Source organism: Nocardia anaemiae NBRC 100462, assembly GCF_001612725.1.
Lineage (GTDB): Bacteria > Actinomycetota > Actinomycetes > Mycobacteriales > Mycobacteriaceae > Nocardia > Nocardia anaemiae.
In genome coordinates this window covers 59,567-81,335 of record NZ_BDAZ01000019.1, presented here as the reverse complement: position 1 = coordinate 81,335, position 21,769 = coordinate 59,567, and the positions used below count along the sequence as shown (strand labels likewise).

Below are 21,769 nucleotides of genomic sequence, written 5' to 3'. Positions count from 1 at the left end.
CGGGCTTCTGATACATTTCTGTATTGAATACAAGGCTGTATCGAAGGAGACCGCAAACCCGAGGAGGTGTGCGTTGGCATCGACCACCGATGCGCAAGCCCCGGTGCGCCGGGTGACCCGCCGTCGCACCGAAACCCGCAAACGCCTGCTCACCGCCGCGTATCAGGTCTTCGCCGAGGAGGGCTTCGGCCGCACTTCGGTAGAGCGGGTCTGTGAGCGGGCCGGGTTCACCCGTGGCGCCTTCTACTCCAACTTCACCTCGCTCGACGAGTTGTTCCTCGCGATGTGGGAGCAGCGATCGGCCGCCATGATCGCCGGTATCCGCGCGACCCTCGACGGCTTCTCGGTCGACGGCGTCGCCGATATCCGCGCCGCGGTCGAGCGCCTGGACCGCGCCGTGCCGATCGATGAGGACTGGTTCCGCATTACCGCCGAGTTCACCTCGCACGCGCTGCGCACCCAGGGCCTACGGCAGGTGATGGCCGGACGTGAGGAGGCAATCGTCGCGGCACTGATGCCGACGATCGTCGACGCACTTGCCCGCGTCGGCCGGACCGTGCCCGATCCCGTCGCACTGGGTCAGGCCCTGGTCGCGGTGCATGACGGCACCGCCGTGCAGGTGCTGATGGAACCCCGCAGTCGCACAGTGCGCAGCCGACGCACCGACCTTTTCTGCCACATCGTGCTGGCCTACAGCACCGAAACCGAAGGATGACCATGACCGAGCCCAGTCCCGAATTCACCCAAGAGGCAGATGTCATCGTCGTCGGTGCGGGCCTGGCCGGGCTCGTGGCGACCCATGAACTGGTCAAGGCGGGCCGCAAGGTCCATGTGCTGGACCAGGAGAATCGCAATAACCTCGGCGGTCAAGCCTTTTGGTCGCTCGGCGGCCTGTTCTTCGTGGACAGTCCGGAGCAGCGCCGCCTCGGCATCAAGGACTCCTACGAACTGGCACTGCAGGATTGGTTCGGTTCGGCGGGATTCGATCGCGAGGACCAGGACTACTGGGCTCGCCAGTGGGCGCGCGCGTATGTCCGCTTCGCGGCCACCGAGAAGCGGGATTACCTGCACGAGTTGGGTTTACGGGTGACACCGCTGGTCGGCTGGGCCGAGCGTGGCGGCGCCTTCGCCGACGGCCACGGCAATTCGGTACCGCGCTTCCACCTCACCTGGGGGACCGGGCCCGAGGTGGTGCGGGTGTTCCAGGAACCGGTGCTCGAGGGTGAGCGTCGCGGACTGGTCGGCTTCAGTTTCCGGCACCGGGTCGACGAGTTGATCGTCGAGAACGGTGCGGTGGTCGGCGTGCGCGGCAGCGTACTCGAGCCGACCGATCTGGAACGCGGTCGGGCTTCATCGCGAAATGTGGTCGGCGACTTCGAATTCCGCGCCAAGGCGGTGATCGTCACCTCCGGCGGCATCGGCCACAATCACGAGCTGATCCGCCGCAACTGGCCCACCGAACGACTCGGTCCGGCGCCGGAAACCATGATCTCCGGTGTGCCCGCTCATGTGGACGGGCGGATGCTCGGCATCTCCGAGGCCGCGGGCGGCGCCATCGTCAATCGCGACCGTATGTGGCACTACACCGAGGGCATCAACAACTGGAATCCGATCTGGCCCGATCACGCCATCCGGATCATTCCCGGACCGTCCTCGCTGTGGTTCGACGCCAATGGAAAGCGTTTGCCCGCACCGTGTTTCCCCGGCTTCGACACCAATTCGACCATGAAGGAGATCCTGGCCACCGGCTACGACTACTCCTGGTTCGTACTCACCCAGTCGATCATCGAGAAAGAGTTCGCGCTATCGGGCTCGGAGCAGAATCCGGATATCACCGGTAAGGATCTCAAGCTCACCCTCAAGAGCCGGGTGGCCAAGGGGGCGCCCGGTCCGGTCGAGGCGTTCAAACAACACGGGGTCGACTTCGTGGTCGCGAATACCTTGCGCGAGTTGGTCGAAGGCATGAACAAGATCGCGCGCGGTCCGCAGCTGGACTACGACGAATTGGAGCGACAGATCGTCGCCCGCGACCGGGATATCGCCAATAAGTACTCCAAGGACGCGCAGCTGATGGCGATCAACAACGCGCGCCAGTACTTCGGCGACAAGGCGGGCCGGGTGGCCAAACCGCATCGCATCCTCGATCCGGCGAGCGGGCCGCTGATTGCGGTGCGACTCAATATCTTGACCCGCAAGACTCTCGGCGGGCTACAGACCAATCTGGATTCGCAGGTGATGCGGCCGGACGGCACGCCGCTGCCCGGACTGTATGCCGCGGGCGAGGTCGCCGGATTCGGCGGCGGCGGTGTGCACGGCTACAACGCGCTGGAGGGCACCTTCCTCGGCGGCTGCATCTTCTCCGGCCGCGCCGCGGGGCGGGCCCTCGCAACGAATCTGCGCTAGTAGTGCGTCCAGATCGCTTGTTTGCGCTGGGCAGCTCGCCGAGCGCAGTGATATGGCGGTCTAATTCCGCGTGGGCGACCACCATTCGACTATGTTCGACGGAACCCAGTGCGGCAGAAGCTATCTGGGCGCGGCACTAGCTCACACAGCCCGTGGCGGCGACGCTGGACGGCGGCTGCGGTGTCGTGGCCGCGAGATCCGGCGTCGGCGCGGGCGGCGGTTCCGGAACAGGCTCGGTGTAGAGGCTCATACCGGTATACCGCTCGCCCGGCTCCAGGGAGATTCCGGAGATCTCCACCTGATGCCCGTGCACATCGGTGACTCGTGCCGAGAATGGTCCCCGCCCGGCGCCGCGGATCGTCCAATAGTTGTCCATGCCGCGATTGAGCTCACGCCACGGCTCATCCGCCGCGGACCGCAATGCGATTCGCTGGATGGGATTTCCCGATCCGGTCACCAGCATGGCCAGCCAGGAGGGTGAGGAGTCGGGCTTCAGCTCATAGACCAGCTCGGGTGCGGGGAGCGGATCGCGGACCACCGCATAGCGGATCGGTGCGACGCCGTCGAACCGATCCGCGATCTGTTCGAAGGCGGCCGCACTCAAATCCAGTTGTCCCGGAGCACATCCCGGGCAGCGATCGGCGATGAGTACCCGAACATCACCGTGCGGACCGTGCACATCGAGGTACGCACCGCACAGATCCGCACGACCGTATTCCCGAGTGGAGACGCCCACATAGAAGCCATTCGTCGGCAGTCCTGCGAACGAACAGGCGGCACCGGGGCCGAACGAGTAGTACCGCGCCTCCCCCGGCCGTGTGGGCGGCGATCCGTCCACCGTATGCCAGTTGGCAATGCCGGTGCTGCTGCTGGCCACCATCATTCGCGAGGTTTCCGTCCCGGTATCCGGAACCGCGGGTGTCGCCGTGCAGGACGACTGCTGCTCGGGTCTAGCGATCCAGACCACGACCGCCACGGCGGTCAGCATGACGCCAACGGATGACCACAGCCACCCCGAGCGGAAATGCTGGTGTTCGATCGGTATTCGGTGCACCGCTGTCCCCGACTTCCGGCTCACCCAACTCGCGGACTCTCCATCCTGACTCCATCAGGAAAGCAGGCCGACCCGCGCGGCATGACTCGAACGAAAAATCTCCGTAGTGAAACAGGCACACACCGGCAATCTCATGGCAAATAGCCAGCATTCGACGACGCAGATCGGAAAAGATCCGTTATCAAGAGGTGGCCCTTGCCGGTTCGGCGTCCACACCCGAGAGTTGATGATCCATCCGATCGCGCTTGGCGCGCAGGTAGCGGATGTTGTGTTCGCTCGGCGTCGCCTGCAGCGGCAGCCGCCGCACCACCGTGACCCCGTATTGTTCCAGGTCCGCCTGTTTGGCCGGGTTGTTGCTGAGCAGCCGAACCGACCGGATACCGAGATCGGCGAACACCTGCGCACCCGCCGCATACCTACGGGCATCGACCGGCAACCCGAGTGCGAGATTCGCTTCGACGGTATCGGCACCGTGATCCTGTAATTCGTACGCACGCAACTTGTTCAGCAATCCGATGCCCCGCCCCTCCTGTCCGCGCAGGTAGACGACCACGCCGCTGCCCTCCTCGGCGACCGCGCGCAATGCGGCGTCGAGTTGGTCGCCGCAGTCGCAGCGCAGCGAGCCGAGCGCGTCACCGGTGAGGCATTCCGAATGCAGCCGGGTCAGTACGGATTCGCGGCCGGGCGCACCGAAAACCAGTGCGAGGGTTTCGGTACCGGAGACGTCGTCGCAGTATCCGATGACGCGGAATTCGCCGTATCGAGTGGGCAAGCGGGTCTCCACGACCCTGGTCAAGGTGCGTTCGGCACGGCGGCGGTAGGCGATCAGATCGGCGATGGAAATGATCGGTAGTCCATGGGTTTCGGCGAAGTCGAGCAGTTGCGGCAGCCGGGCCATCGAGCCGTCGTCGTTCACGACTTCGGCGATGACACCTGCCGGGCGCAGTCCGGCCAGCCGGGTCAGGTCGACGGCGGCCTCGGTGTGGCCCGCGCGGCCGAGCACACCGCTGGGGTGTGCGCGCAAGGGGAACACGTGGCCGGGTCTGGTCAGTTCGTCCGGTGTGGTGCGCGGATCCGCAAGCGTACGCACGGTGTGGGCGCGGTCGGCGGCCGAAATCCCGGTGCTCACACCGGAAGCCGCGTCCACGGACACGGTATAGGCCGTGCCCTTGGGGTCCTCGTTGACCGGTGTCATGGGCGGTAGCTGGAGCCGATCCAGATCCGTGCCGGGCAGCGGTGCGCACAGCACCCCGCTGGTGTGGCGGACCATGAAGGCGATGGCCTCGGGCGTCGCGGATGCGGCCGCGAGGACCAGATCACCCTCGTTCTCCCGATCTTCATCGTCTACGACCACGACCATGCCGCCCGCGGCGAGGGCGGTCAGTGCCGTCTCGATCGTGTCCAGCGGACGCTGCGGTGCGAATTCGGTGCGCATATAACTAGTAGAAGTATTTCTATTAGTCATAGCAAGCGCAATCCCGCTCAGTGAGCGGGATCAGGAAGCGCGGCGCGCTCTACCCTTCGCGGACTTCTTCGGAGCGGGCTTTGTGGCGAGTTTGTCCACGTCGGCGAGCAGCGCTTCGGCGAAATCGCGCTCGGCTTCGTAATGCCGTATGCACCAGCGCAATACCGCGCCCGGATAGGCCCAATTCGGATTCTCGTCGGCCCCCTCGGCATCGACCTCGGCCAGTTTGCGCATCCGCTCCGCGTATTCGATGTGCTCGGAGAGGATTTCGCGCAATCGGTCCGGTTCGGCGAGATGCCCCAGCCAGGCCCGCAACATGACACTGTGCTTGAGCACCGGCGCCTCCACCGGTGCGTGGTTGACCCACTGCGCCGCCGCCGCGCGACCGCTCTCGGTAATGGCGTACATGCGCTTACCGCGCACGCCGTCGTCCTGCAGCACCGTGCGCGAGGTGGCGTAACCATGTTTCTCGAGGCGTTTGAGCTCGGCGTAGATCTGGCTGAACGATGGACTCCAATAGAAGAATTGGAGGCTCCAGTCGGCCCATTTCTTCAGGTCGTAGCCGGAGAGTTCGTCGGCGTGCGAGAGCATGCCGAGCACGGCCCAACTCGTCGTCGGCAGGTCGGGCACCCCGGGGCTCGCCGGAGACTTCGCTTCGGTCACGATGGGACTATACCGCTTAGGCATATTTCGGGTGCAAAGTCCGGCTGAGTGGGACACGCCCCGGTGATCGGCGCGCTGACGCCGGGAGTAGTCTCGCCGCATGTCGCGTACGCGCATTATTCGGATCGCCACCCGATCCAGCCCGATGGCCCTGGCTCAGGCCGAACAGGTCGCCGGACTGCTGGCCGGGCTCGGCGTCGAGAGCGAGCTGGTCAAGGTAACCACGGCGGGCGATCGGTGGATGGGCGATCTGTCCAAGCTCGGCGGTAAGGGCGCCTTCGTCAAGGAGATCGATCGGGCACTGCTCGATGACGAGGCGGATCTGGCGGTGCACTGCCTCAAGGACATTCCCGGTGATATTCCGGTGCCGGAAGGGCTCGCCTTCGCGGGCTATCTGCCGCGCGAGGACGTGCACGATGCGGTGATCACCCGCACCGGCGCACCACTGGCCGAACTGCCCGAGGGCACGGTCGTCGGTACCAGCTCGGTGCGCCGGACCGCACAGCTGCGGCTGCACTATCCGCATCTCGCGGTGAAACCGTTGCGCGGCAATGTCAATACCCGATTGGCGCGCCTCGAAGAGGGGCACATCGACGTGCTGATCGCGGCCGTCTCCGGCCTGCACCGCGTCGACCAGACGCACCGGATCACCGAAACCCTCGACCTGGACACCATGTGCCCGCCGATCGGGGCCGGCGTGATCGCACTGCAGTGCCGCGACGACGACACCCAACTGCTCGATCTCGGTGCGCGCCTGGACGATCCGGCCACCCACCGCCATGCCGATGCCGAGCGGGCGATGCTGCACGCACTGCAGGGACACTGCAACTCCCCGATCGCCGGGCATGCGACGACCGACCCCACCGGACGACTCACCTTGCACGGCAAGGTCTTCAACCTCGACGGCAGCCAATGGCTGGACGCCAAACACTGGGGCGTCCCGGAGGACCCGAGCGCCCTCGGCTTCTTCGTCGGCGCGGACCTGCTGCGCCAGGGCGCACGCGCGATCATCGACTCGATCCCGCACTGAACGCTCCTGCTGTCGCATACCCACTGCCTACCTCGCATAGGGCACACCATGTGCGAGATAGGCCCTGGGCGTGCGACAGCGGCGGCGAGGTGTATTGCGACGCAACGGAGATCAGCGCCATCTGGCGTGTCGGGGGAAGAGGGCGCGTCCGGCCTCGTGTGCGACCTCGACCAGCACTCGTGCCAAACGGGCGGTGTCCAAGGCTGTTCGGTCGCCGCCGATTTGGCCGGACAGTGACAGCGCACCCACTGCGGCGCCGCGCCCCCGAATCGGTACCGCGACGCAGGAGATTCCGGTCACCGATTCCTCGTTGTCCACGGCGATGCCCTGCCGATGGCGGATCCGGGTCAGCTCGCGGTGCAGTTCCGCCCGGTCGCAGATGGTTCGCGGCGTCAATTGCGGCAACCGATCCCGGAAGGAGGTCTCGATAATGCTCGGCTCCAGCGAGGCCAGCATCGCCTTGCCAATGGCCGTACTGTGTGCGGGCATCCGGCCGCCGAGGCGAGTCGGGATGCTCGCGGCGTAGCGGCCACCGGCCTTGTCCAGGTAAAGCACCTCGCGTCCGTCGAGCACGCCGAGGTGGCCCACCATGCCGGTGCGCTGACACAGATCGTGTAGCAGCGGACTCACCACATCGCGAATCTCGTGATGGTCGGCGGCGAGTCCGCCGAGTTCCAACGGACGCAGGCCGAGTCGATAGCCGCCGGGCGCGTGCGCCAACCAGCGCAGCCGGATCATCTGGTCCAGGATGCGGTGCACGGTGGACCGCGGCAGACCGGTTCGCTCGGCCAAACCGAGCAGCGTCAGAGTCGGTGTCGAACCGTCGAAAGCGTCTAGGATCAGCGTCATTCGCTCGATCATGGAAACCGGCGGCTGCGTGGGCCGGGTGGTCGGACGCCCCGGACCCGATAACAGCTCGTCGGATCCCGGACCGGTCAGCACCTCGACCGTCATGGCGCACCTCCATTGTGTAGCCCATACAGCTTAGAAGTATTTCGATTAGGCATGTCCGTTTTCGGCATACCTTCTTGTGTCCCCAATCACAGTGCCGTCAGGCGAACGGCGTCGAATCCCGGAAACTACGGAGATCGCTACGGATCTTCTCGGTAGCCGGAACCGATCATTGACAGCCCACCGCGCACGCCGCGTACCTTCATGGCGAAACGGAATATTTCTAATAGAAACTAGGAGCGCCATGGCCGTCGCACTCGACTTCAAGGCCGTCCTCGGCCGGTTCGCGACCGGAGTCACCGCGATCACCGCCCTGGACGGCACCCAACCCGTCGGGTTCGCCTGCCAGTCCTTCTCCGCACTATCGCTGGATCCGCCTGCTGTTGCGCTGTTCCCGGCGCGGACCTCGACCACGTGGCCGCGGATCCGGACGGCACACAAGTTCTGCGTGAATGTGCTCGCCGCCGATCAGGAGCAGGTGTGCAGACAGCTCGGCCGCAGCGGTCCGGACAAATTCGACGGTCTCGATTGGAGCCGCTCCCCCAACGGTTCACCGCTACTGGATGGTTCCATCGCGTGGATCGATTGCGAGCTCGGTGGGGAGTTGGACGGCGGCGACCACACCATCGTCATCGGCCATGTCACCGCACTCGGCGCAGGCCGCGACGCCGATCCACTCCTGTTCTACCGCTCCGGATTCGAGCGCCTTACCACGTGATGAACCGTCTCCCGACCAGTGAGACCACTCCTTTGCGCGCCCATCAGCGCGCCGAACCATCGAAATGACACCCCGACGAACGTGGAGGAACCATGACCGACGATCAGGTGCGCGTGATCGACACCGGCGCCCCGCCCACCCGGTATGCCCGCGGTTGGCACTGTGTCGGCCTTGCCGACAGCTTCCGCGACGGCAAACCGCACACCATCGAAATCTTCGGCACCGAACTGGTGGTCTTCGCGAGCGCGGACGGCACGCTCAATGTGCTCGATGCCTACTGCCGACACATGGGCGGCAACCTCGGTGACGGCATCATCAAGGGCGATTCCATTGCCTGCCCGTTCCACGATTGGCGCTGGCGGGGCAATGGCCGTTGCGCCGCAATCCCTTACGCGCGCCGGGTACCGCCGCTGGCCCGCACCAAATCCTGGATCACGCTGGAGCAGAACCGGCAACTGTTCATCTGGAACGATCCGGAAGGCAACCCGCCGCCCGCGGATATCATTATCCCCCGCATCGAGGGCGCGTTCAGTGACGAATGGAGCGACTGGACCTGGAACCAGATCACCATCGAGGGCGCGAACTGCCGCGAGGTCATCGACAACGTGGTGGATATGGCGCATTTCTTCTACGTGCACTTCGCATTTCCGACCTACTTCAAGAATGTCTTCGAGGGTCATATCGCCAGTCAGTACATGACCTCGATCGGACGCGCGGACGTCCACGGTGAATTGGCCAAGGAGGCGGGCGCGGGGAACACGCTGCATTCGGAGGCGCACTACTACGGCCCCTCCTACATGATCGATTACCTCGTCAACGAATCCAGCGGGCAGACGGTCGAATCCGTGCTCATCAACTGTCACTATCCGGTTTCGCCCACGAAGTTCGTGCTGCAGTACGGCGCGATCGTGAAGAAGCTGCCGGGCCTGTCGCCGGAGGAGGCCGATGCGATGGCGGTGCGGTTCGCCAATGGACTCGGGCGCGGTTTCGAGCAGGATGTGGCGATCTGGGAACGCAAGACCCGCATCGACAATCCGCTGCTGTGCGAGGAGGACGGGCCGGTCTATCAGCTGCGACGCTGGTACGAGCAGTTCTACACCGATATCGCCGAGGTGGAGTCGAAGATGACCGACCGTTTCGAATTCGAGGTCGACACCACCCGTGCCGTCACGGCGTGGGAGGCCGAGGTCGCCGAGAATCTGGCCGCGCAGCGCGCGGACGCCTGAACGGATCTGTCATGGATTTCATCACCTGCCATACCTGCCGAAATCAGGTGTCGGTGGTCAAATTCAGCCCCGCGCACACCAGTGTGCAGTGGAGTTCCGCCGCCCGTGCGCAGTGTGCCGAGTTCACTCGCAATGACGGCGGCCCCGTGCGCGGGTGCGCGGCATTGCGCGACAGCATCGAAAAGGCGGTCACCGCAGGCGAAGTCGGGTTGAGTACCCGTGACGGGGATCTGCTGTGAGTGCGGTAACGCTGCGAGTCGTTCGAGTAATCGCCGAAACCCGGGATGCGGTCACGCTGGAGATGGTCGCCGAACCGGAGCGGCAACTCCCTTATCGTCCAGGCCAGTTTCTGACACTGCGGATACCCAGCGAACAAACCGGTTGGGTGGCACGCTCGTACTCACTGTCCAGTGCGCCGCACGAGGGCCGACTCGCGGTCACCGTCAAGCGAACGGCGAGCGGATACGCTTCGAACTGGCTGTGCGACAACGCTGTTTCCGGCATGACGATCGACGGCTTGCCACCCGCGGGAATTTTCACACCCGATTCGCTCGACACCGATCTGCTGCTGTTGGCTGCGGGTAGCGGGATAACACCGATGCTGTCCATCCTGAAATCGGTATTAGCGCAGGGCACTGGACGGTGCACGCTGATCTACGCCAATCGCGACGAGGAATCGGTGATCTTCGCCGATGAACTGAAATCATTGACCGCCGAGCACCCGAACCGGCTCGTTGTGCTGCATTGGCTGGAGTCTGTTCAGGGCTTACTGTCGGTGCCCCCGCTGACCGCTTTGCTCACACCATGGACCGAGCGCGAGCTATTCGTCTGTGGCCCAGCACCTTTCATGGACGCTGTCGTCACAGCCGCCGACAGCCTGGGCATGGACCGGGTGCACGTCGAGAAATTCGTCTCGCTCTCCGGTGATCCCTTCGCCGAAACCGCGGTCGAAGACACCGACGACGCTGCCGTGGTCGAGGTGGAACTGGACGGCACCACAAGCGAATTCGACTGGCCGCGCAATACCGTACTACTCGATGTGCTGCTCGCGCGCGGCATGGAACCTCCGTACTCCTGCCGCGAGGGCGCGTGTAGCGCATGTGTCTGTCGTGTCGTGGACGGCGAAGTGAAGTTGCTGCGCAATGAAGTTCTGGAACGCGAAGACTTGGCCGACGGCTATGTACTGGCCTGTCAGGCGGTGCCGGTCACCGATACGGTCCGGGTCACCTATGAATGAGGAGAATATGGCAATCATCAGCTCGCTCGGATATGTGCGGGTCGCGGTCAGTGACCCGGACGCTTGGCGCACCTTCGCCTTCGATGTGATCGGTTTCGCCGAGGGCACCGGCCCGGATCCGGACGCCATCTATCTGCGGATGGATGAGCATGTCGCACGACTGGTCCTGGTGCCAGGTGCGGTCGACAAGGTGCTGGCCATCGGCTGGGAGGTCCGCGACCATCGCGCACTCGCCGCGGCGCGCGCAGCCGTGGCGAAGGCCGGTATCGAGGTCACCGCCCTCACTCTGGCCGAGGCGGATGCCCGCAGCGTGGAGGAGGCGTTCACCTTCCGCGATCCCGCTGGCACCACCGTCGAGATCTTTCACGGGCCGGTCCTGGACCACAGCCCGGTCGTCGGCAAGTACGGAAACCGTTTCGTCACAGCGGGACTCGGGCTCGGCCACGCGGTGCTTCCGGTCCCCGACCTCGACGGCGCCTTCCAGTTCTATACCGACGTACTCGGGTTTGCGCCGCGCGGTGCGTTCCGGCTGCCCGCACCGCCCGAATACGGTCCGGTGCGCATCCGCTTTCTCGGTGTGAATCAGCGCCACCACAGCTTGGCGCTGATCCCCTCCGGCGGTAAGGAGGGCTCGGGGCTGGTGCACGTCATGGTCGAGGTCGACAGTCTCGACGATGTCGGTCGCGCACTGGACCGCGTGAACAAGGCCGGATATCACCTGTCCTCGACGCTCGGCCGCCACACCAACGACAAAATGATCTCCTTCTATGTCCGCACACCGGGCGGCTGGGATCTCGAATTCGGCACCGAGGGCGTGCTGGTCGATGAGAACACCTACACCGCCGAGGAAATGACCGCCGATAGTTATTGGGGTCACGACTGGGATCGCGGCTGACACGATCACGGGCACGGACCCACGGCCGGAAACCCCTGACTATCGTCGATAGCGACGGAAGGGGTTTGGCGATGGCATTGCGCACCGAGTTCACCGACCTGTTCGACATCGAGCATCCCGTGGTGCTCGCACCGATGGGCGGCGTCGCGGGTGGCGAATTGGCGGCGGCGGTCTCCGAGGCCGGTGGACTCGGCATGATCGGTGGTGGCGGCGGCGACGAGGAACTCCTCGACCGCGAATGTGCGTTGCTCACCGCTCGCACCGAAAAGCCTTGGGGCATCGGTCTATTGAGCTGGGCCATCGATCTCGATACCGTGCGAAGGACGGTGCTGCGCCAACCGCATGCGATCCTGCTGTCCTTCGGCGACCCCACCCCGTTCGCCGCCGTGGTCCGGGACGCCGGGATTCTACTGCTGGTCCAGGTCACCACCACCGACGAGGCGACCCGCGCCTTGGCGGCGGGGGCCGATGTGCTGATCGCGCAGGGCGCGGAGGCGGGCGGACACGGCGGTGGGCGCGCGACGCTGCCGTTCGTTCCCGCGGTCGTCGATATGGCGGCGGGTACGCCGGTGCTGGCCGCAGGTGGGATCGCCGATGGACGCGGACTCGCTGCCGCACTCGTACTCGGTGCCGCGGGCGCACTGATCGGGACTCGTTTCGAAGCGACCCACGAATCGTTGCTCTCGGCCGAGGAGGCCAAGGCCATCATCGCCGCACGCGGCGGCGATACCGAACGCAACCGCATTATCGATATCGCCCGGGAATCCCCGTGGCCCGCCGAGTACACCGCGCGCACCCTGCGCAACCGATTCCTCGACGAATGGGCCGGACGGGAGGCCGAACTCGCGGCCGATCCCGTTGCCCGGCAACGCTATCGGGAGGCAGCCGAGCAGGGCGATCTCGACTGTGCGCCGATCTGGGCGGGCGAGAATATCGACCTGATCGGCAGTCTCGAATCCGCCGCGGACCTGGTGCGGCGCATCAGCACCGATGCCGAACAGGTACTGCGGCGAGCCGCGGCGCAATGCGAGTAGCGCGACAGCATGGTTCCTATACGACTGAAACCTCGCTCGACCTCAGCAGCTCGATCCGACGCTCGAGTTGTCCGCTCAACCACAACGGATACAGCATCACGCCCGACAAAACGGCGAAAAGTGTTGCCTGGCCCCAGTACCACGCTGACGACGTGATCGCCTGGTATGCGTAGGAAACGGCAAGGATCGCTTCGATGATCGATAACGTTCCATATGTCCATTTGCCGCGTTTCAGCCGAGCCGATCCGCGGCTGGCGATCGCCAATGCCGCGCGCCGAATCTCGGGATCGGACGGTACCGGCCCACGTATCGCAGCGCGCTTGGCCAACCGATAGGCACTATTCGAGAGCGGGCCGATGACGGAGTTCAATTGCCGGAACTGACGTGCGGTGACCGGTCCCATGACTGCCCCGAATATGATCCCGCCGACTACCGCCGCGACGGCACCGCCGCCGATCTCACCACTTGAATACTCGTGGTTCACAATCGGCCAAAGGACCGCCATCCAGATGGCGAATACGACACCGAAATAAAGCGACAGAGCCCACCAGGGTGCATTCCGCAAAACGATATTCACAGCACCATCTTCTCGGTGCACCAGAGCTCTCACCAGCACACTCAGGGCTTGACTTCACCCACCCCCCGCTTGCTGCGAGCAGCTGATACCGACACTCGCGCCACGATCATCGTGAACGCGCTGCACTCGACTTACGGCTGTCGTACTAGTCGGCGTGTTCCTCGGTCGAGGCTCGGAGCAGTTCGCGGGTGTAGCGCTCGGCGAGTAGCGGCAGGAAGTTGTGGATGGTGGCTTGGTCGGCGAGGTGGTCGTAAGCGGAGTACAGCCACCGTTCGATGGCTTCGTCGCGGGTGCTTTCGAATTCGCGTTCCAGGCGGCGCGCCGCGGCCCTCAGCGCGAACTGTTGATCGAGGGATGGTTCGTGTCGGGGCGGGTGGGTAACGGGACCTTCGGTCATCACGGACTCCTGGTCGGGGAACTTCCAGTGCGGTGGATGCGGTCGAAACCGTGTCCACTCGATCGAGTACCCGATGGGTCGGCGGCGAACACCCGGGACATCGGCCGCATCAAGGACTACCATTTCGATATATGTCAACAGACTTACGAAGGTCGACGGAATGAGCGAGAACCTGCTCTGGGTGCCCGATGCCTGCACATTGCCCACGGCCGAGCAACCATTGCGCGTAGCCGAATTCACCGACCTCTTCGCCGCCGCACTGCATCGAATCGAACGCATCGCGCCGACCCGCCTGCGGCTCGAGCTGGCCGCAACGCATGAAGACACCGCTCGCGACCTCGCCATCCGCGAAAGCTCCTGCTGCGGATTCTTCGGCTTCAGCTTCATCGCCGCGGGCCCAGACATCATTGCGATGGATATCGAGGTACCCGCCAGTCGGATCGCCGTACTCGACGCGTTCGCGAACCAGGCCGCCGCAGCGCAAGAAAAGTAGAACAGGTTCTTGTCTGCGGCTCCGGCAAATGCCAAGCTGAACGGATGGATCTCGCCGCCACCGAAGCCGTCCGCCAGCTCAAGTACCGCTACTTCCGGACCCTCGATCTCAAACAATGGGACGACTTCGGGGATACCCTCGCCGTCGACGTCGCCGGTCGCTACGGCACCCACGCCCTCGGTGAACCGCTGACCCTCGACGGCCGCGACGCCGTCACCGCCTTCATGCGCGAGAACCTCGGCCCCGCCGTGGTGACCACCCATATCGCGAACCATCCGGAGATCACCGTGAACGGCGATACCGCAACCGGCTCATGGGCTTTCGAGGACACCGTGATCGCTACCGAATACGGCATCCTCATCCGCGGCGCGGGCTACTACTCCGACACCTACCGACTCGATCCGGACGGCCACTGGCGCATCACCTCGACCAGCTACCAGCGCATCTACGAATCGATGCAGGCCCTCGCCGACACCCCCAGCTACCAACTGCTGAGCAACATGTGGGCCACGCAGCAATAGGACAGCGCGCCGGATTTGAGGCCACTATCTTCCCGGTGGCACTCGACCGGAGCCACAGCGGCGGCGCAGGGTGGGAGCATGCCCTCCCTTGCGCCCGCTGAATTCACGACCGAAACCGCCTACCTGAACACCGCATCGCACGGGTTGCCCGCCGCGCGAACATTGGCGGCATTGCAGGAGTTCAACGCGCTCTGGGCGGCGGGCCGTGCGGCACCGACGACGCGGGACTATCTGGTACCCGAACTGCGTGCCGGTTTCGCGCGACTGCTAGCGGGCGCTTCGGCCGACGATATCGCACTGGGCGGCACTGTCGCCGGGTTGATCGCGCCGGTGGTCGCCGCGCTGCCGCCCGGGGCGGAGGTATTGCTCGCCGAAGGCGAATTCTCCTCTGTCTCCATGCCTTTCGTGCATCGTGGCGATCTGAGTGTTCGGTTCGTGCCCTTGGAGCGCATCGCCGACGAGGTCCGGCCGGAGACGGCGTTGGTAGCGGTGAGCGTGGTCCAGTCGAAGGACGGTCGAGCCGTCGATCTGCCGATGCTGCGCGCGGCCACCCTGGCGCATGGTGCGCGACTGCTGGCCGATGCCACCCAGGCCGCCGGTTGGGTGCCACTGCGTTTCGTCGATGCCGACTACTGGGTGTGCGCGACGTTCAAGTGGCTGATCGGCGCGCGCAGCGTGGCCTTCTTCGCCGCGCCGCCGGAAGCGGCCGCGCAACTGCGCCCGATCAGCCCCGGCTGGTACGCGGCGGCTGATCGGTGGGCCGAGCTGTACGACCCGATCTCGCTGCCGACCACCGCACGCCGTTTCGATTCGACACCGGACTGGCTCGGCGTCATCAGCACACTGTCCGCGCTGTCGTTGATCGAAGAGCTGACCGTCGACAGGATCGGCGCGCACAACCGCGATCTTGCCACCCGATTCCGAAAGGGATTGGCGGATTTGGGTTTCCAGTCGGTACCGGCCGATTCGGCGATCGTCGCGGTGGCGGGAGCGGGCGATGCGGCACCCCGGTTGGAGGAGGCAGGCGTACTCACCTCCGCGCGCGGCGGTGGGCTCCGCTTCTCGTTCCACCTTTACAACAGCCCCGCCGATGTGGACCGAGCCCTCGCAGCCTTAGCCCAGTAACAACCGCTCACTCGGGGATTCACACCTCGGGTGCGAATCCCCGAGCGACTACGCCGGGCGAGTAGCGGGTGCCGTGATGAGCGGCAGGTCGAGGGCGGTGAGGATGCCCGATGGCGCCTGGACCACGGCCGGGACGGCATTGACGATGCGCATGGCAGTCGCAAGCAGGGTGGCGTGGTTGTGGTCGCCATTGCGGCTCGAGGTGACCAGATCCATCGCGTAACTCGGCTCGCCGGTGATCTCGACGCGGTAGGAGCCCTCGTGGTGGGCGGGTTGCGGCCAGTCGGGGCACAGGTCGGGACGCAGCCGCGTGACGTGCTCGAGCACCGTCACGGGCTCGTCGCCGACCATGCCGCGGACCTCGAAACGCAATGCGGCAGCGGTACCTTCGGCGATATGACCGGTGGCGATATCGAAGGATTCGGAAGCGGGGATGCGCTCATAGGTCTCGGTGACGGCGTCGAGCGTGACGCCGATGCCCGCCGCCAGCTGGCGCACGGTGCCGCCCCACGCGAGCGATAACACCCCGGGCTGCAACAGCATCGGGATTTCGTCCAGCGGTTTGCCGAAACCCATGATGTCGAACATGACCTCGCGGTTGTCGTAGCTGGCGTAGTCGACGATCTCCAGACATCGCAGTTGATCGATGCGCAGGCAGGTGCCCGCGAGCGCGAGCGGCAGCAGGTCATTGGCGAAACCGGGATCGATGCCATTGACCCAAAGCGACGAATTCCCCTGTGCCGCAGCCTCTTGGATCGGCTTCAACAGTTCGTCGGGCAGCACGCCGTACGGGTACTGGAAGAACACCGGTGCGCACGCCACCACATTGATGCCCGCGCTGAGCAATCTGCGCAGATCCTCGACCGCCTCCAGCAGGCGATTGTCGGTCATCGAGCAGTAGACGACACAGTCGGGTTTCGCGGCCAGGATCGCCTCGGTGTCCGTCGTCGCGGCGACACCGACCGGATGATCCAGTCCGGCAATGGTTCCCGCATCGAGCCCGTCCTTCTTCGGACCCGACACCCACACCCCGACCAGTTCCAGATCGGGATTCGCGATCACACCCGCCAGCGCATGGGCACCGACATTGCCGGTGCCCCATTGGACTACGCGGTAGCTCATGACAGATCCGGAAGCGGGAGATCGAGATTCGGCGCGATCAGGCCACCGTCGGGTTCGAGCACCTTGCCCGTGACGTACTTCCCGGCGGGCGACACCAAATACAATGCGGCGGCGGCGATATCCTCAGGTTCGCCGATGCGGTGCAGCGGAGTCTTGGCCTCCAGCTCGGTACGCATCGCATCATTGCCCGCCACGATCTCCAACGCGGAGGTCAGAATCGACCCGGGCGCAATGGCATTCACCCGGATGCGTGGATTCAGATCCATCGCCGCCAACCGGGTGTAGTGCGCCAGCGCCGCTTTCGCCGTTCCGTAGGCGACGAAGGCGCGGCCGGGGAGGCGGCCCATGGTCGACGTGATATTGAGAATCGAACCGCCACCGGCGGTTTCGAGGATCTTCGGCACCGCCGAGCGGACCAGCGCGTGCGCATTGGTGACGTTGAAGTTGAACGCCTCGACCAGCGCATCCGGCGTGGTGTCGAGCAGCGGGCACGGCAGCGCACCGCCGACATTGTTGACCACAATATCGAGCCGCCCGAAGCGTTCCACGGCCGCGGCGGCCAGCCCGGCCGTCGCCTCGATATCGCTGAGATCCGCGGGCACCACGTGGGCCTGGCGGCCCGCCGCCGCCACCTGTTCGGCGACCTCGTCCAGCTGACTCTTGGTGCGGGATGCGATGACGACATCCGCACCGGCCTCCGCGAAGGCCACCGCGATCGCCGCACCGAGGCCGCGCCCCGCGCCGGTCACGACGGCGACCTGTCCATCGATTCGGAATCTGTCCAGGATCATGCGCGCTCCCACTGTCGAATATTCGACGCTACCTGTTGTAATATTCGTCATCGTAGAGCTGTCCCGTGGAACCGCACAAGGGGTTGTCAATGTCGGACCGGTCCCCATCCCCGCCGACCCGCCGCGTCATCGATATCGTGTCGCTGCTCGCCGCATCGCCGGAGCCGATCAGCGTCGCGGGCATCGCCGACCGCCTCGATATCGCCCGCGCGACCGCAACGGCGATCTTGGCCGAACTGGATTCGGCGGGTTGGGTGCGACGCGACTCCAGCCGTGGCTACGGGCTCGGTCCGACGCTGGCGAACCTGCACGGCCCCGCATTGCCGCACGCGCTCGGCGATATCCTCGCCGGACTCACCGTGCGGACCGGCTACGGCGCGACGTTGAGTCGCATCGAACCCGATCACCTCACCGTGCTCGATGTGCGCCACGGACCTGAACGCGTCGTCCCCGGCATCCCGGTCGGCCATCGCATCCCGATGCAATTTCCGGCCGGGGCCAGCGTGATGCCGTGGCGTTCGGCGGCCGAGCAGAACACCTGGCTGGCCACCGCACCCGACTCCGACCGCCGCATCGCGAGCGGACTGCTCACCCTTGTCCGCGATCGCGGAGTGGCCCTGTTCCGTCCACGCACCGACGACGCGGGCACGGTCGAACTCCTCGCCGACCTGCTCGGCGCCATGGGTACCGAACTCGTGCAGCCACACCTGCGCACGCGGGCCCTGCGCCGCCTCGCATTTCTCACCTCGCGGCCGTTCACCAAGGCCGAACTCGACTCCGATGCCGAGCTCCCGCTGAGTTACCTCGCCGCACCGGTTTTCGATGCGAAAGGCATGGCCGCGTATGAAGTCCAATCCGGCCCGCTGCGGGCATCGACCAGCAAATCCGAACGCGACGAATTCATAGCCGCCACAGTCGAAACCGCTCGGGCGTTGACCGAGGCGTTGGCATCCTGAGCTACTTCGTCAACGCATGAACCGCACCCCGATGCAGGGGCACCGGCGCGGTAATCGTCGCGGAATCGCGATTGATCCCTTTCGCGGCCGAATTGGCCTGTTCCAGTTGAGGTTTCCGATCGAACAGTGTCTTGGTGAGGACACACGCCAGATTCGCGTCCAGATCGTCTCGCACCAGCAACAGATTCGGCACGACAATGGTCTTCACATCGGCGGGCAGTCCATAGACGGTGGCCGGAATCGTGCCCTCCTCATAAACCGAGTTGACCGCGTGCATGCTGCCGGTGAGTTCGGCGATATCGAGGAAACGCACCTTGCCGTTGGTGGAGGTCAACAAGTCCGTGATACCGGGTGTCGGCAGGCCGCCGGAGAAGAACATGGCGTCGATGGAGCCGTCCTTCATACCGTCTACCGTCTTGGTGAGATCCAGGCGCTGGGCCTGGATATCATTGTCCGGATTCAACCCGGCCGCCTGCAGCACACGCTGGGCGATCACCTCGGTGCCGGATTTCGGCGAGCCGGTGGAGACCCGCTTACCGCGCAGATCGGCGGCCGTTTCGATATCGGCATCGGTACGCACGATCACCTGGGTGTAATTCGGGTACAGTCGCGAAAGTGCCTGCACCGGTTGCTTTTTGCCGTCGAAGCCTGCATTGCCGAGCACCGCGTCGGCGGCGGTATCGGCCAGGGAGAACGCGACCTGATAGGTGCCTGCCACCAACTGCTGGATATTCTGCACCGACGCACCGGTTTCGGCCGCGGTAGCTTTCACCTTGCCGCCGGTGGCCTGCGAAATCTGGTCGGCGTAGGCATTGCCGAGGGCGAAGTACACACCGGTCGAATTGCCGGTCGCGATGCCGACGCGGGTCTCGCTGTTCACCTCGCAGGTGACCTCGCCGCCGGTGTCGGACTGCGGCGTGTCGCGGCGGCCCCCACATCCGGTCAGCAATCCGGCCGACACCACGGCGACGGCGAATCCTATGGCAACTCTTCTCAAGTCGTCCTCCTTCGTGCGAGCAGCGTTACCCCGACGGCCGCGGTCAGCGCGACCAGACCGACGACGAGCGCGCCGGGTTCCAGGTACAGCAGCGCCAGTCCGGCCACCGCGGCTAGCAGCCGGGCCGGGATCCCGGCCGGGCCGATGCCGAGGATCCAGCCGCCGGTCGCGGCGGACAGTCCGGCAACACCGACCCCGGCCACGATCGTCGTCCACAGCACACCGAGCACCGGGCCGTGTCCGAGCAGATACTCGCCGGGTCCGCTGAGCACGAAGACAATCGGCACCAGGAAGGCGGGCAGCGCGTACTTCAATGCCTGCCACATGGTCGGCACCGCACGCGCACCGGTGATGGCGGCCGCGCCCACCGCGGCAAGGGCGGTCGGTGGCGTCACCTCGGACAGCACCGAGTAATAGAAGACGAACATCGCCGATGCGGGCGGGGATACGTCGAGCGCGAGCAGAGCGGGACCGATGATCGCCCAGCCGATGATGAAGGACGCGGTCACCGGAACAGCGAGTCCGAGCAGCGCGAGTGCGATCGCGGCGAGCACCACGGTGCACGCCAACACCACGGTGTGGTTGTCCGACAACGCCTTTCCCGCACTCACCAGCAGGGATGCCAGTTGCGCGCCGAGTCCGGTCTTGGTGGCGATCGCGGTGACCACCCCCGCCGATGTGCACACCGCGACCACCGGCAGCGCCGAACGCACACCGCTGCCGAGCATTTGGAAGATCCGTAGCGGTGAGCGCGCCTCGGCGCGGATGCGCGAATCGAGGAAGGCGAGCACGAAGGCCAGGGCGGTGGCGTACACCACGGCGCGCGCGGCACTCACGCCGATCAACAGCAGCACCACGATCGCGATCAGAGACAGGAAGTGGTAACCGAATCGGGCCAGCAGCCGCCCCACCGAGATGGTCCTGACCTCGACCGACTCGGCACCGAGTCGGCGCGCATCGATCTCCACCGCGAGCAGAATTCCCAAGTAATACAGCAGCGTTGGGATCATCGCCCACCCGAGCACCGTCACATACGAGACATCGAGATACTCGGCGACGATGAAGGCGGCGACGCCCAGCGTCGGCGGTGACAGGATGGCACCGACACCCGCCGCGGCGAGCACACCCGCCGCCTGTTCCGGCGGATATCCGGCACGACGCAGGATCGGCCAGGTGACCGCGCCGACCGTGACCGCGGTCGCGGTGCCCGATCCGGAGACGGTACCGAGCAGGAATCCCGATGCGACGGTGGTGCGTCCGGCCGCGCCACGGGAGCGCCGGAAGGCCGCGACCGACAGATCGACGAAGAACTGTGCCGCACCGGAGAATTCGAGTACGGCGCCGTAGAGGGTGAACAGCACGATATAGCTGGCCGCGACATCCAATGGCGTTCCGTAGAACCCGCTGCCGGAGTTGTAGAGCGCATCGATGATCTGCCCGAAGTCGAGTCCGGCGTGCGCGATGGTCCAGTGCTGTGGCAGATATCCGCCGTAATAGCCGTAGGCGATGAACACCAGGCATACCCCGGGCAATATCCAGCCCGTGGTGCGCCGACAGGCCTCGAGCACCAATACCAACAGCACCGAGCCCATGGCGATATCGACCGGATCGAACAAACCTTGCCGATCCAGGAACGCGTTGTATCCGCCCCCACCGGATCCGATCGTCATCGGCAGCACCGGATACAGGCACACCACCAGCGTGACCGCCGCCAGCAGCCAGTCGAGCGGTCCCGGACCAGCCCGTCGATCGAACCATCGCAGCCCGGACCGATAGGCCAGGAACACCACCGGCAGCGTCCCGGCCAGGAAGATCACCAGGTAGTACTGACTACCCTGCGCCAACGGCCGAAAGACCTGCCACAGCACCAGCAACGCGACCGCGAACGCGGCCGCCGCAACCACCCCCTCGGCCCATCCGCGCAGGATCCGCGCGGGCTTCTCTTCGTCGTCGACCTCGATCTTGTCCGGAACTGCACGGTGCGAATCGCCCCCGGGCCGCACGACTCGGCGGTCGGCGGGAGGCTCGGCTGCTAGATGAGCGTCCCGCGTATCCGACATGGCGCGACCATATCAACGCACGACCGTCCGTATACGGCTAACAAATATGTAGCT

The 21,769-nt window shown here is 65.3% G+C and carries 23 protein-coding genes; 13 read left to right on the top strand and 10 right to left on the bottom strand.

Features of this window, described 5'->3' with window-relative positions:
- The first annotated feature begins 73 nt into the window (after positions 1-73).
- Positions 74-715 carry a TetR/AcrR family transcriptional regulator gene (locus NA5_RS13610; protein WP_062985639.1) on the top strand — a complete coding sequence of 214 codons (642 nt, stop codon included), beginning with the start codon at positions 74-76 and terminating at the stop codon, positions 713-715.
- Positions 712-2,403 carry an FAD-binding dehydrogenase gene (locus NA5_RS13605; protein ID WP_062985638.1) on the top strand — a complete coding sequence of 564 codons (1,692 nt, stop codon included), beginning with the start codon at positions 712-714 and terminating at the stop codon, positions 2,401-2,403. Before NA5_RS13610 ends, NA5_RS13605 begins: the two co-directional genes overlap by 4 nt.
- Before the next feature lie 136 nt (positions 2,404-2,539).
- Here NA5_RS13605 and NA5_RS13600 read toward each other — a convergent pair whose 3' ends face one another.
- The 3 genes from NA5_RS13600 to NA5_RS13585 all read right to left on the bottom strand — a co-directional run bounded on the left by NA5_RS13600 (position 2,540) and on the right by NA5_RS13585 (position 5,585).
- Positions 2,540-3,391 (bottom strand): expansin EXLX1 family cellulose-binding protein, encoded by an 852-nt coding sequence (locus NA5_RS13600; protein WP_084484097.1) that lies wholly within the window; start codon positions 3,389-3,391, stop codon positions 2,540-2,542.
- Positions 3,392-3,638: 247 nt separating this feature from the next.
- Positions 3,639-4,892, bottom strand: a complete 1,254-nt coding sequence (locus NA5_RS13590; RefSeq protein ID WP_062985632.1) for a bifunctional 3,4-dihydroxy-2-butanone-4-phosphate synthase/GTP cyclohydrolase II — start codon at positions 4,890-4,892, stop codon at positions 3,639-3,641.
- Positions 4,893-4,952: 60 nt separating this feature from the next.
- The gene (locus NA5_RS13585; protein WP_245672218.1) at positions 4,953-5,585 is read right to left on the bottom strand and encodes a PadR family transcriptional regulator; all 633 of its coding nucleotides are present in this window, start codon (positions 5,583-5,585) and stop codon (positions 4,953-4,955) included.
- A 100-nt stretch (positions 5,586-5,685) separates the two neighbouring features.
- On the opposite strand from NA5_RS13585, the gene hemC reads away from it, so the two are divergent.
- Positions 5,686-6,615 (top strand): hydroxymethylbilane synthase, encoded by a 930-nt coding sequence (gene hemC / locus NA5_RS13580; RefSeq protein ID WP_062985628.1) that lies wholly within the window; start codon positions 5,686-5,688, stop codon positions 6,613-6,615.
- Between the two features lie 111 nt (positions 6,616-6,726).
- On the opposite strand, the gene NA5_RS13575 is transcribed toward hemC, so the two are convergent.
- Complete coding sequence (locus NA5_RS13575; RefSeq protein ID WP_062985626.1) at positions 6,727-7,569, bottom strand: IclR family transcriptional regulator; 843 nt, start codon at positions 7,567-7,569, stop codon at positions 6,727-6,729.
- A gap of 241 nt (positions 7,570-7,810) precedes the next feature.
- On the opposite strand from NA5_RS13575, the gene NA5_RS13570 reads away from it, so the two are divergent.
- The 6 genes from NA5_RS13570 (at position 7,811) to NA5_RS13545 (ending at position 12,676) form a co-directional block, all read left to right on the top strand.
- Positions 7,811-8,284, top strand: a complete 474-nt coding sequence (locus tag NA5_RS13570) for a flavin reductase family protein (RefSeq protein WP_062985624.1) — start codon at positions 7,811-7,813, stop codon at positions 8,282-8,284.
- A 92-nt stretch (positions 8,285-8,376) separates the two neighbouring features.
- Positions 8,377-9,510, top strand: a complete 1,134-nt coding sequence (locus NA5_RS13565; protein WP_062985622.1) for a 3-ketosteroid-9-alpha-monooxygenase, oxygenase component — start codon at positions 8,377-8,379, stop codon at positions 9,508-9,510.
- Between the two features lie 11 nt (positions 9,511-9,521).
- Positions 9,522-9,749 (top strand): hypothetical protein, encoded by a 228-nt coding sequence (locus NA5_RS13560; protein ID WP_062985620.1) that lies wholly within the window; start codon positions 9,522-9,524, stop codon positions 9,747-9,749.
- Complete coding sequence (locus NA5_RS13555; RefSeq protein ID WP_062985618.1) at positions 9,746-10,747, top strand: ferredoxin--NADP reductase; 1,002 nt, start codon at positions 9,746-9,748, stop codon at positions 10,745-10,747. Before NA5_RS13560 ends, NA5_RS13555 begins: the two co-directional genes overlap by 4 nt.
- Before the next feature lie 7 nt (positions 10,748-10,754).
- Positions 10,755-11,642: a VOC family protein gene (locus NA5_RS13550; RefSeq protein WP_062985752.1), complete on the top strand. Its 888-nt coding sequence runs from the start codon at positions 10,755-10,757 to the stop codon at positions 11,640-11,642.
- Positions 11,643-11,713: 71 nt separating this feature from the next.
- A complete protein-coding gene (locus NA5_RS13545) occupies positions 11,714-12,676 on the top strand; it encodes an NAD(P)H-dependent flavin oxidoreductase (RefSeq protein WP_062985616.1) in 963 nt (320 codons plus the stop codon).
- Between the two features lie 16 nt (positions 12,677-12,692).
- Here NA5_RS13545 and NA5_RS13540 read toward each other — a convergent pair whose 3' ends face one another.
- Both NA5_RS13540 and NA5_RS13535 read right to left on the bottom strand, forming a co-directional pair.
- Positions 12,693-13,253, bottom strand: a complete 561-nt coding sequence (locus NA5_RS13540; protein ID WP_062985614.1) for a hypothetical protein — start codon at positions 13,251-13,253, stop codon at positions 12,693-12,695.
- A 145-nt stretch (positions 13,254-13,398) separates the two neighbouring features.
- Complete coding sequence (locus NA5_RS13535) at positions 13,399-13,650, bottom strand: three-helix bundle dimerization domain-containing protein (protein WP_157110384.1); 252 nt, start codon at positions 13,648-13,650, stop codon at positions 13,399-13,401.
- A 160-nt stretch (positions 13,651-13,810) separates the two neighbouring features.
- Here NA5_RS13535 and NA5_RS13530 point away from each other — a divergent pair, with 160 nt between their 5' ends.
- From NA5_RS13530 to NA5_RS13520, 3 genes are all read left to right on the top strand, one after another.
- Positions 13,811-14,143, top strand: a complete 333-nt coding sequence (locus tag NA5_RS13530) for a hypothetical protein (RefSeq protein ID WP_062985609.1) — start codon at positions 13,811-13,813, stop codon at positions 14,141-14,143.
- A gap of 44 nt (positions 14,144-14,187) precedes the next feature.
- Positions 14,188-14,664, top strand: a complete 477-nt coding sequence (locus NA5_RS13525; protein ID WP_062985607.1) for a nuclear transport factor 2 family protein — start codon at positions 14,188-14,190, stop codon at positions 14,662-14,664.
- A 78-nt stretch (positions 14,665-14,742) separates the two neighbouring features.
- Complete coding sequence (locus tag NA5_RS13520) at positions 14,743-15,789, top strand: aminotransferase class V-fold PLP-dependent enzyme (protein ID WP_062985605.1); 1,047 nt, start codon at positions 14,743-14,745, stop codon at positions 15,787-15,789.
- A gap of 48 nt (positions 15,790-15,837) precedes the next feature.
- Here the strand turns inward: NA5_RS13520 and NA5_RS13515 are convergent, their stop codons facing one another.
- Together NA5_RS13515 and NA5_RS13510 are read right to left on the bottom strand one after the other, a co-directional pair.
- Complete coding sequence (locus NA5_RS13515) at positions 15,838-16,911, bottom strand: NAD(P)H-dependent amine dehydrogenase family protein (RefSeq protein ID WP_062985604.1); 1,074 nt, start codon at positions 16,909-16,911, stop codon at positions 15,838-15,840.
- Positions 16,908-17,702 (bottom strand): SDR family oxidoreductase, encoded by a 795-nt coding sequence (locus NA5_RS13510; protein WP_062985602.1) that lies wholly within the window; start codon positions 17,700-17,702, stop codon positions 16,908-16,910. The genes NA5_RS13515 and NA5_RS13510 overlap by 4 nt, the downstream gene beginning before the upstream one ends.
- Positions 17,703-17,791: 89 nt before the next feature.
- Here NA5_RS13510 and NA5_RS13505 point away from each other — a divergent pair, with 89 nt between their 5' ends.
- Entirely contained in the window at positions 17,792-18,658 is an 867-nt protein-coding gene (locus tag NA5_RS13505) for a helix-turn-helix domain-containing protein (RefSeq protein ID WP_062985750.1), read from the top strand.
- Position 18,659: 1 nt separating this feature from the next.
- Here the strand turns inward: NA5_RS13505 and NA5_RS13500 are convergent, their stop codons facing one another.
- Together NA5_RS13500 and NA5_RS13495 are read right to left on the bottom strand one after the other, a co-directional pair.
- Entirely contained in the window at positions 18,660-19,655 is a 996-nt protein-coding gene (locus NA5_RS13500; protein WP_062985601.1) for a TAXI family TRAP transporter solute-binding subunit, read from the bottom strand.
- Positions 19,652-21,715, bottom strand: coding sequence for a TRAP transporter permease (locus NA5_RS13495; RefSeq protein ID WP_084484096.1), 2,064 nt, complete (start codon positions 21,713-21,715; stop codon positions 19,652-19,654). Before NA5_RS13495 ends, NA5_RS13500 begins: the two co-directional genes overlap by 4 nt.
- Between the last annotated feature and the right edge of the window lie 54 nt (positions 21,716-21,769).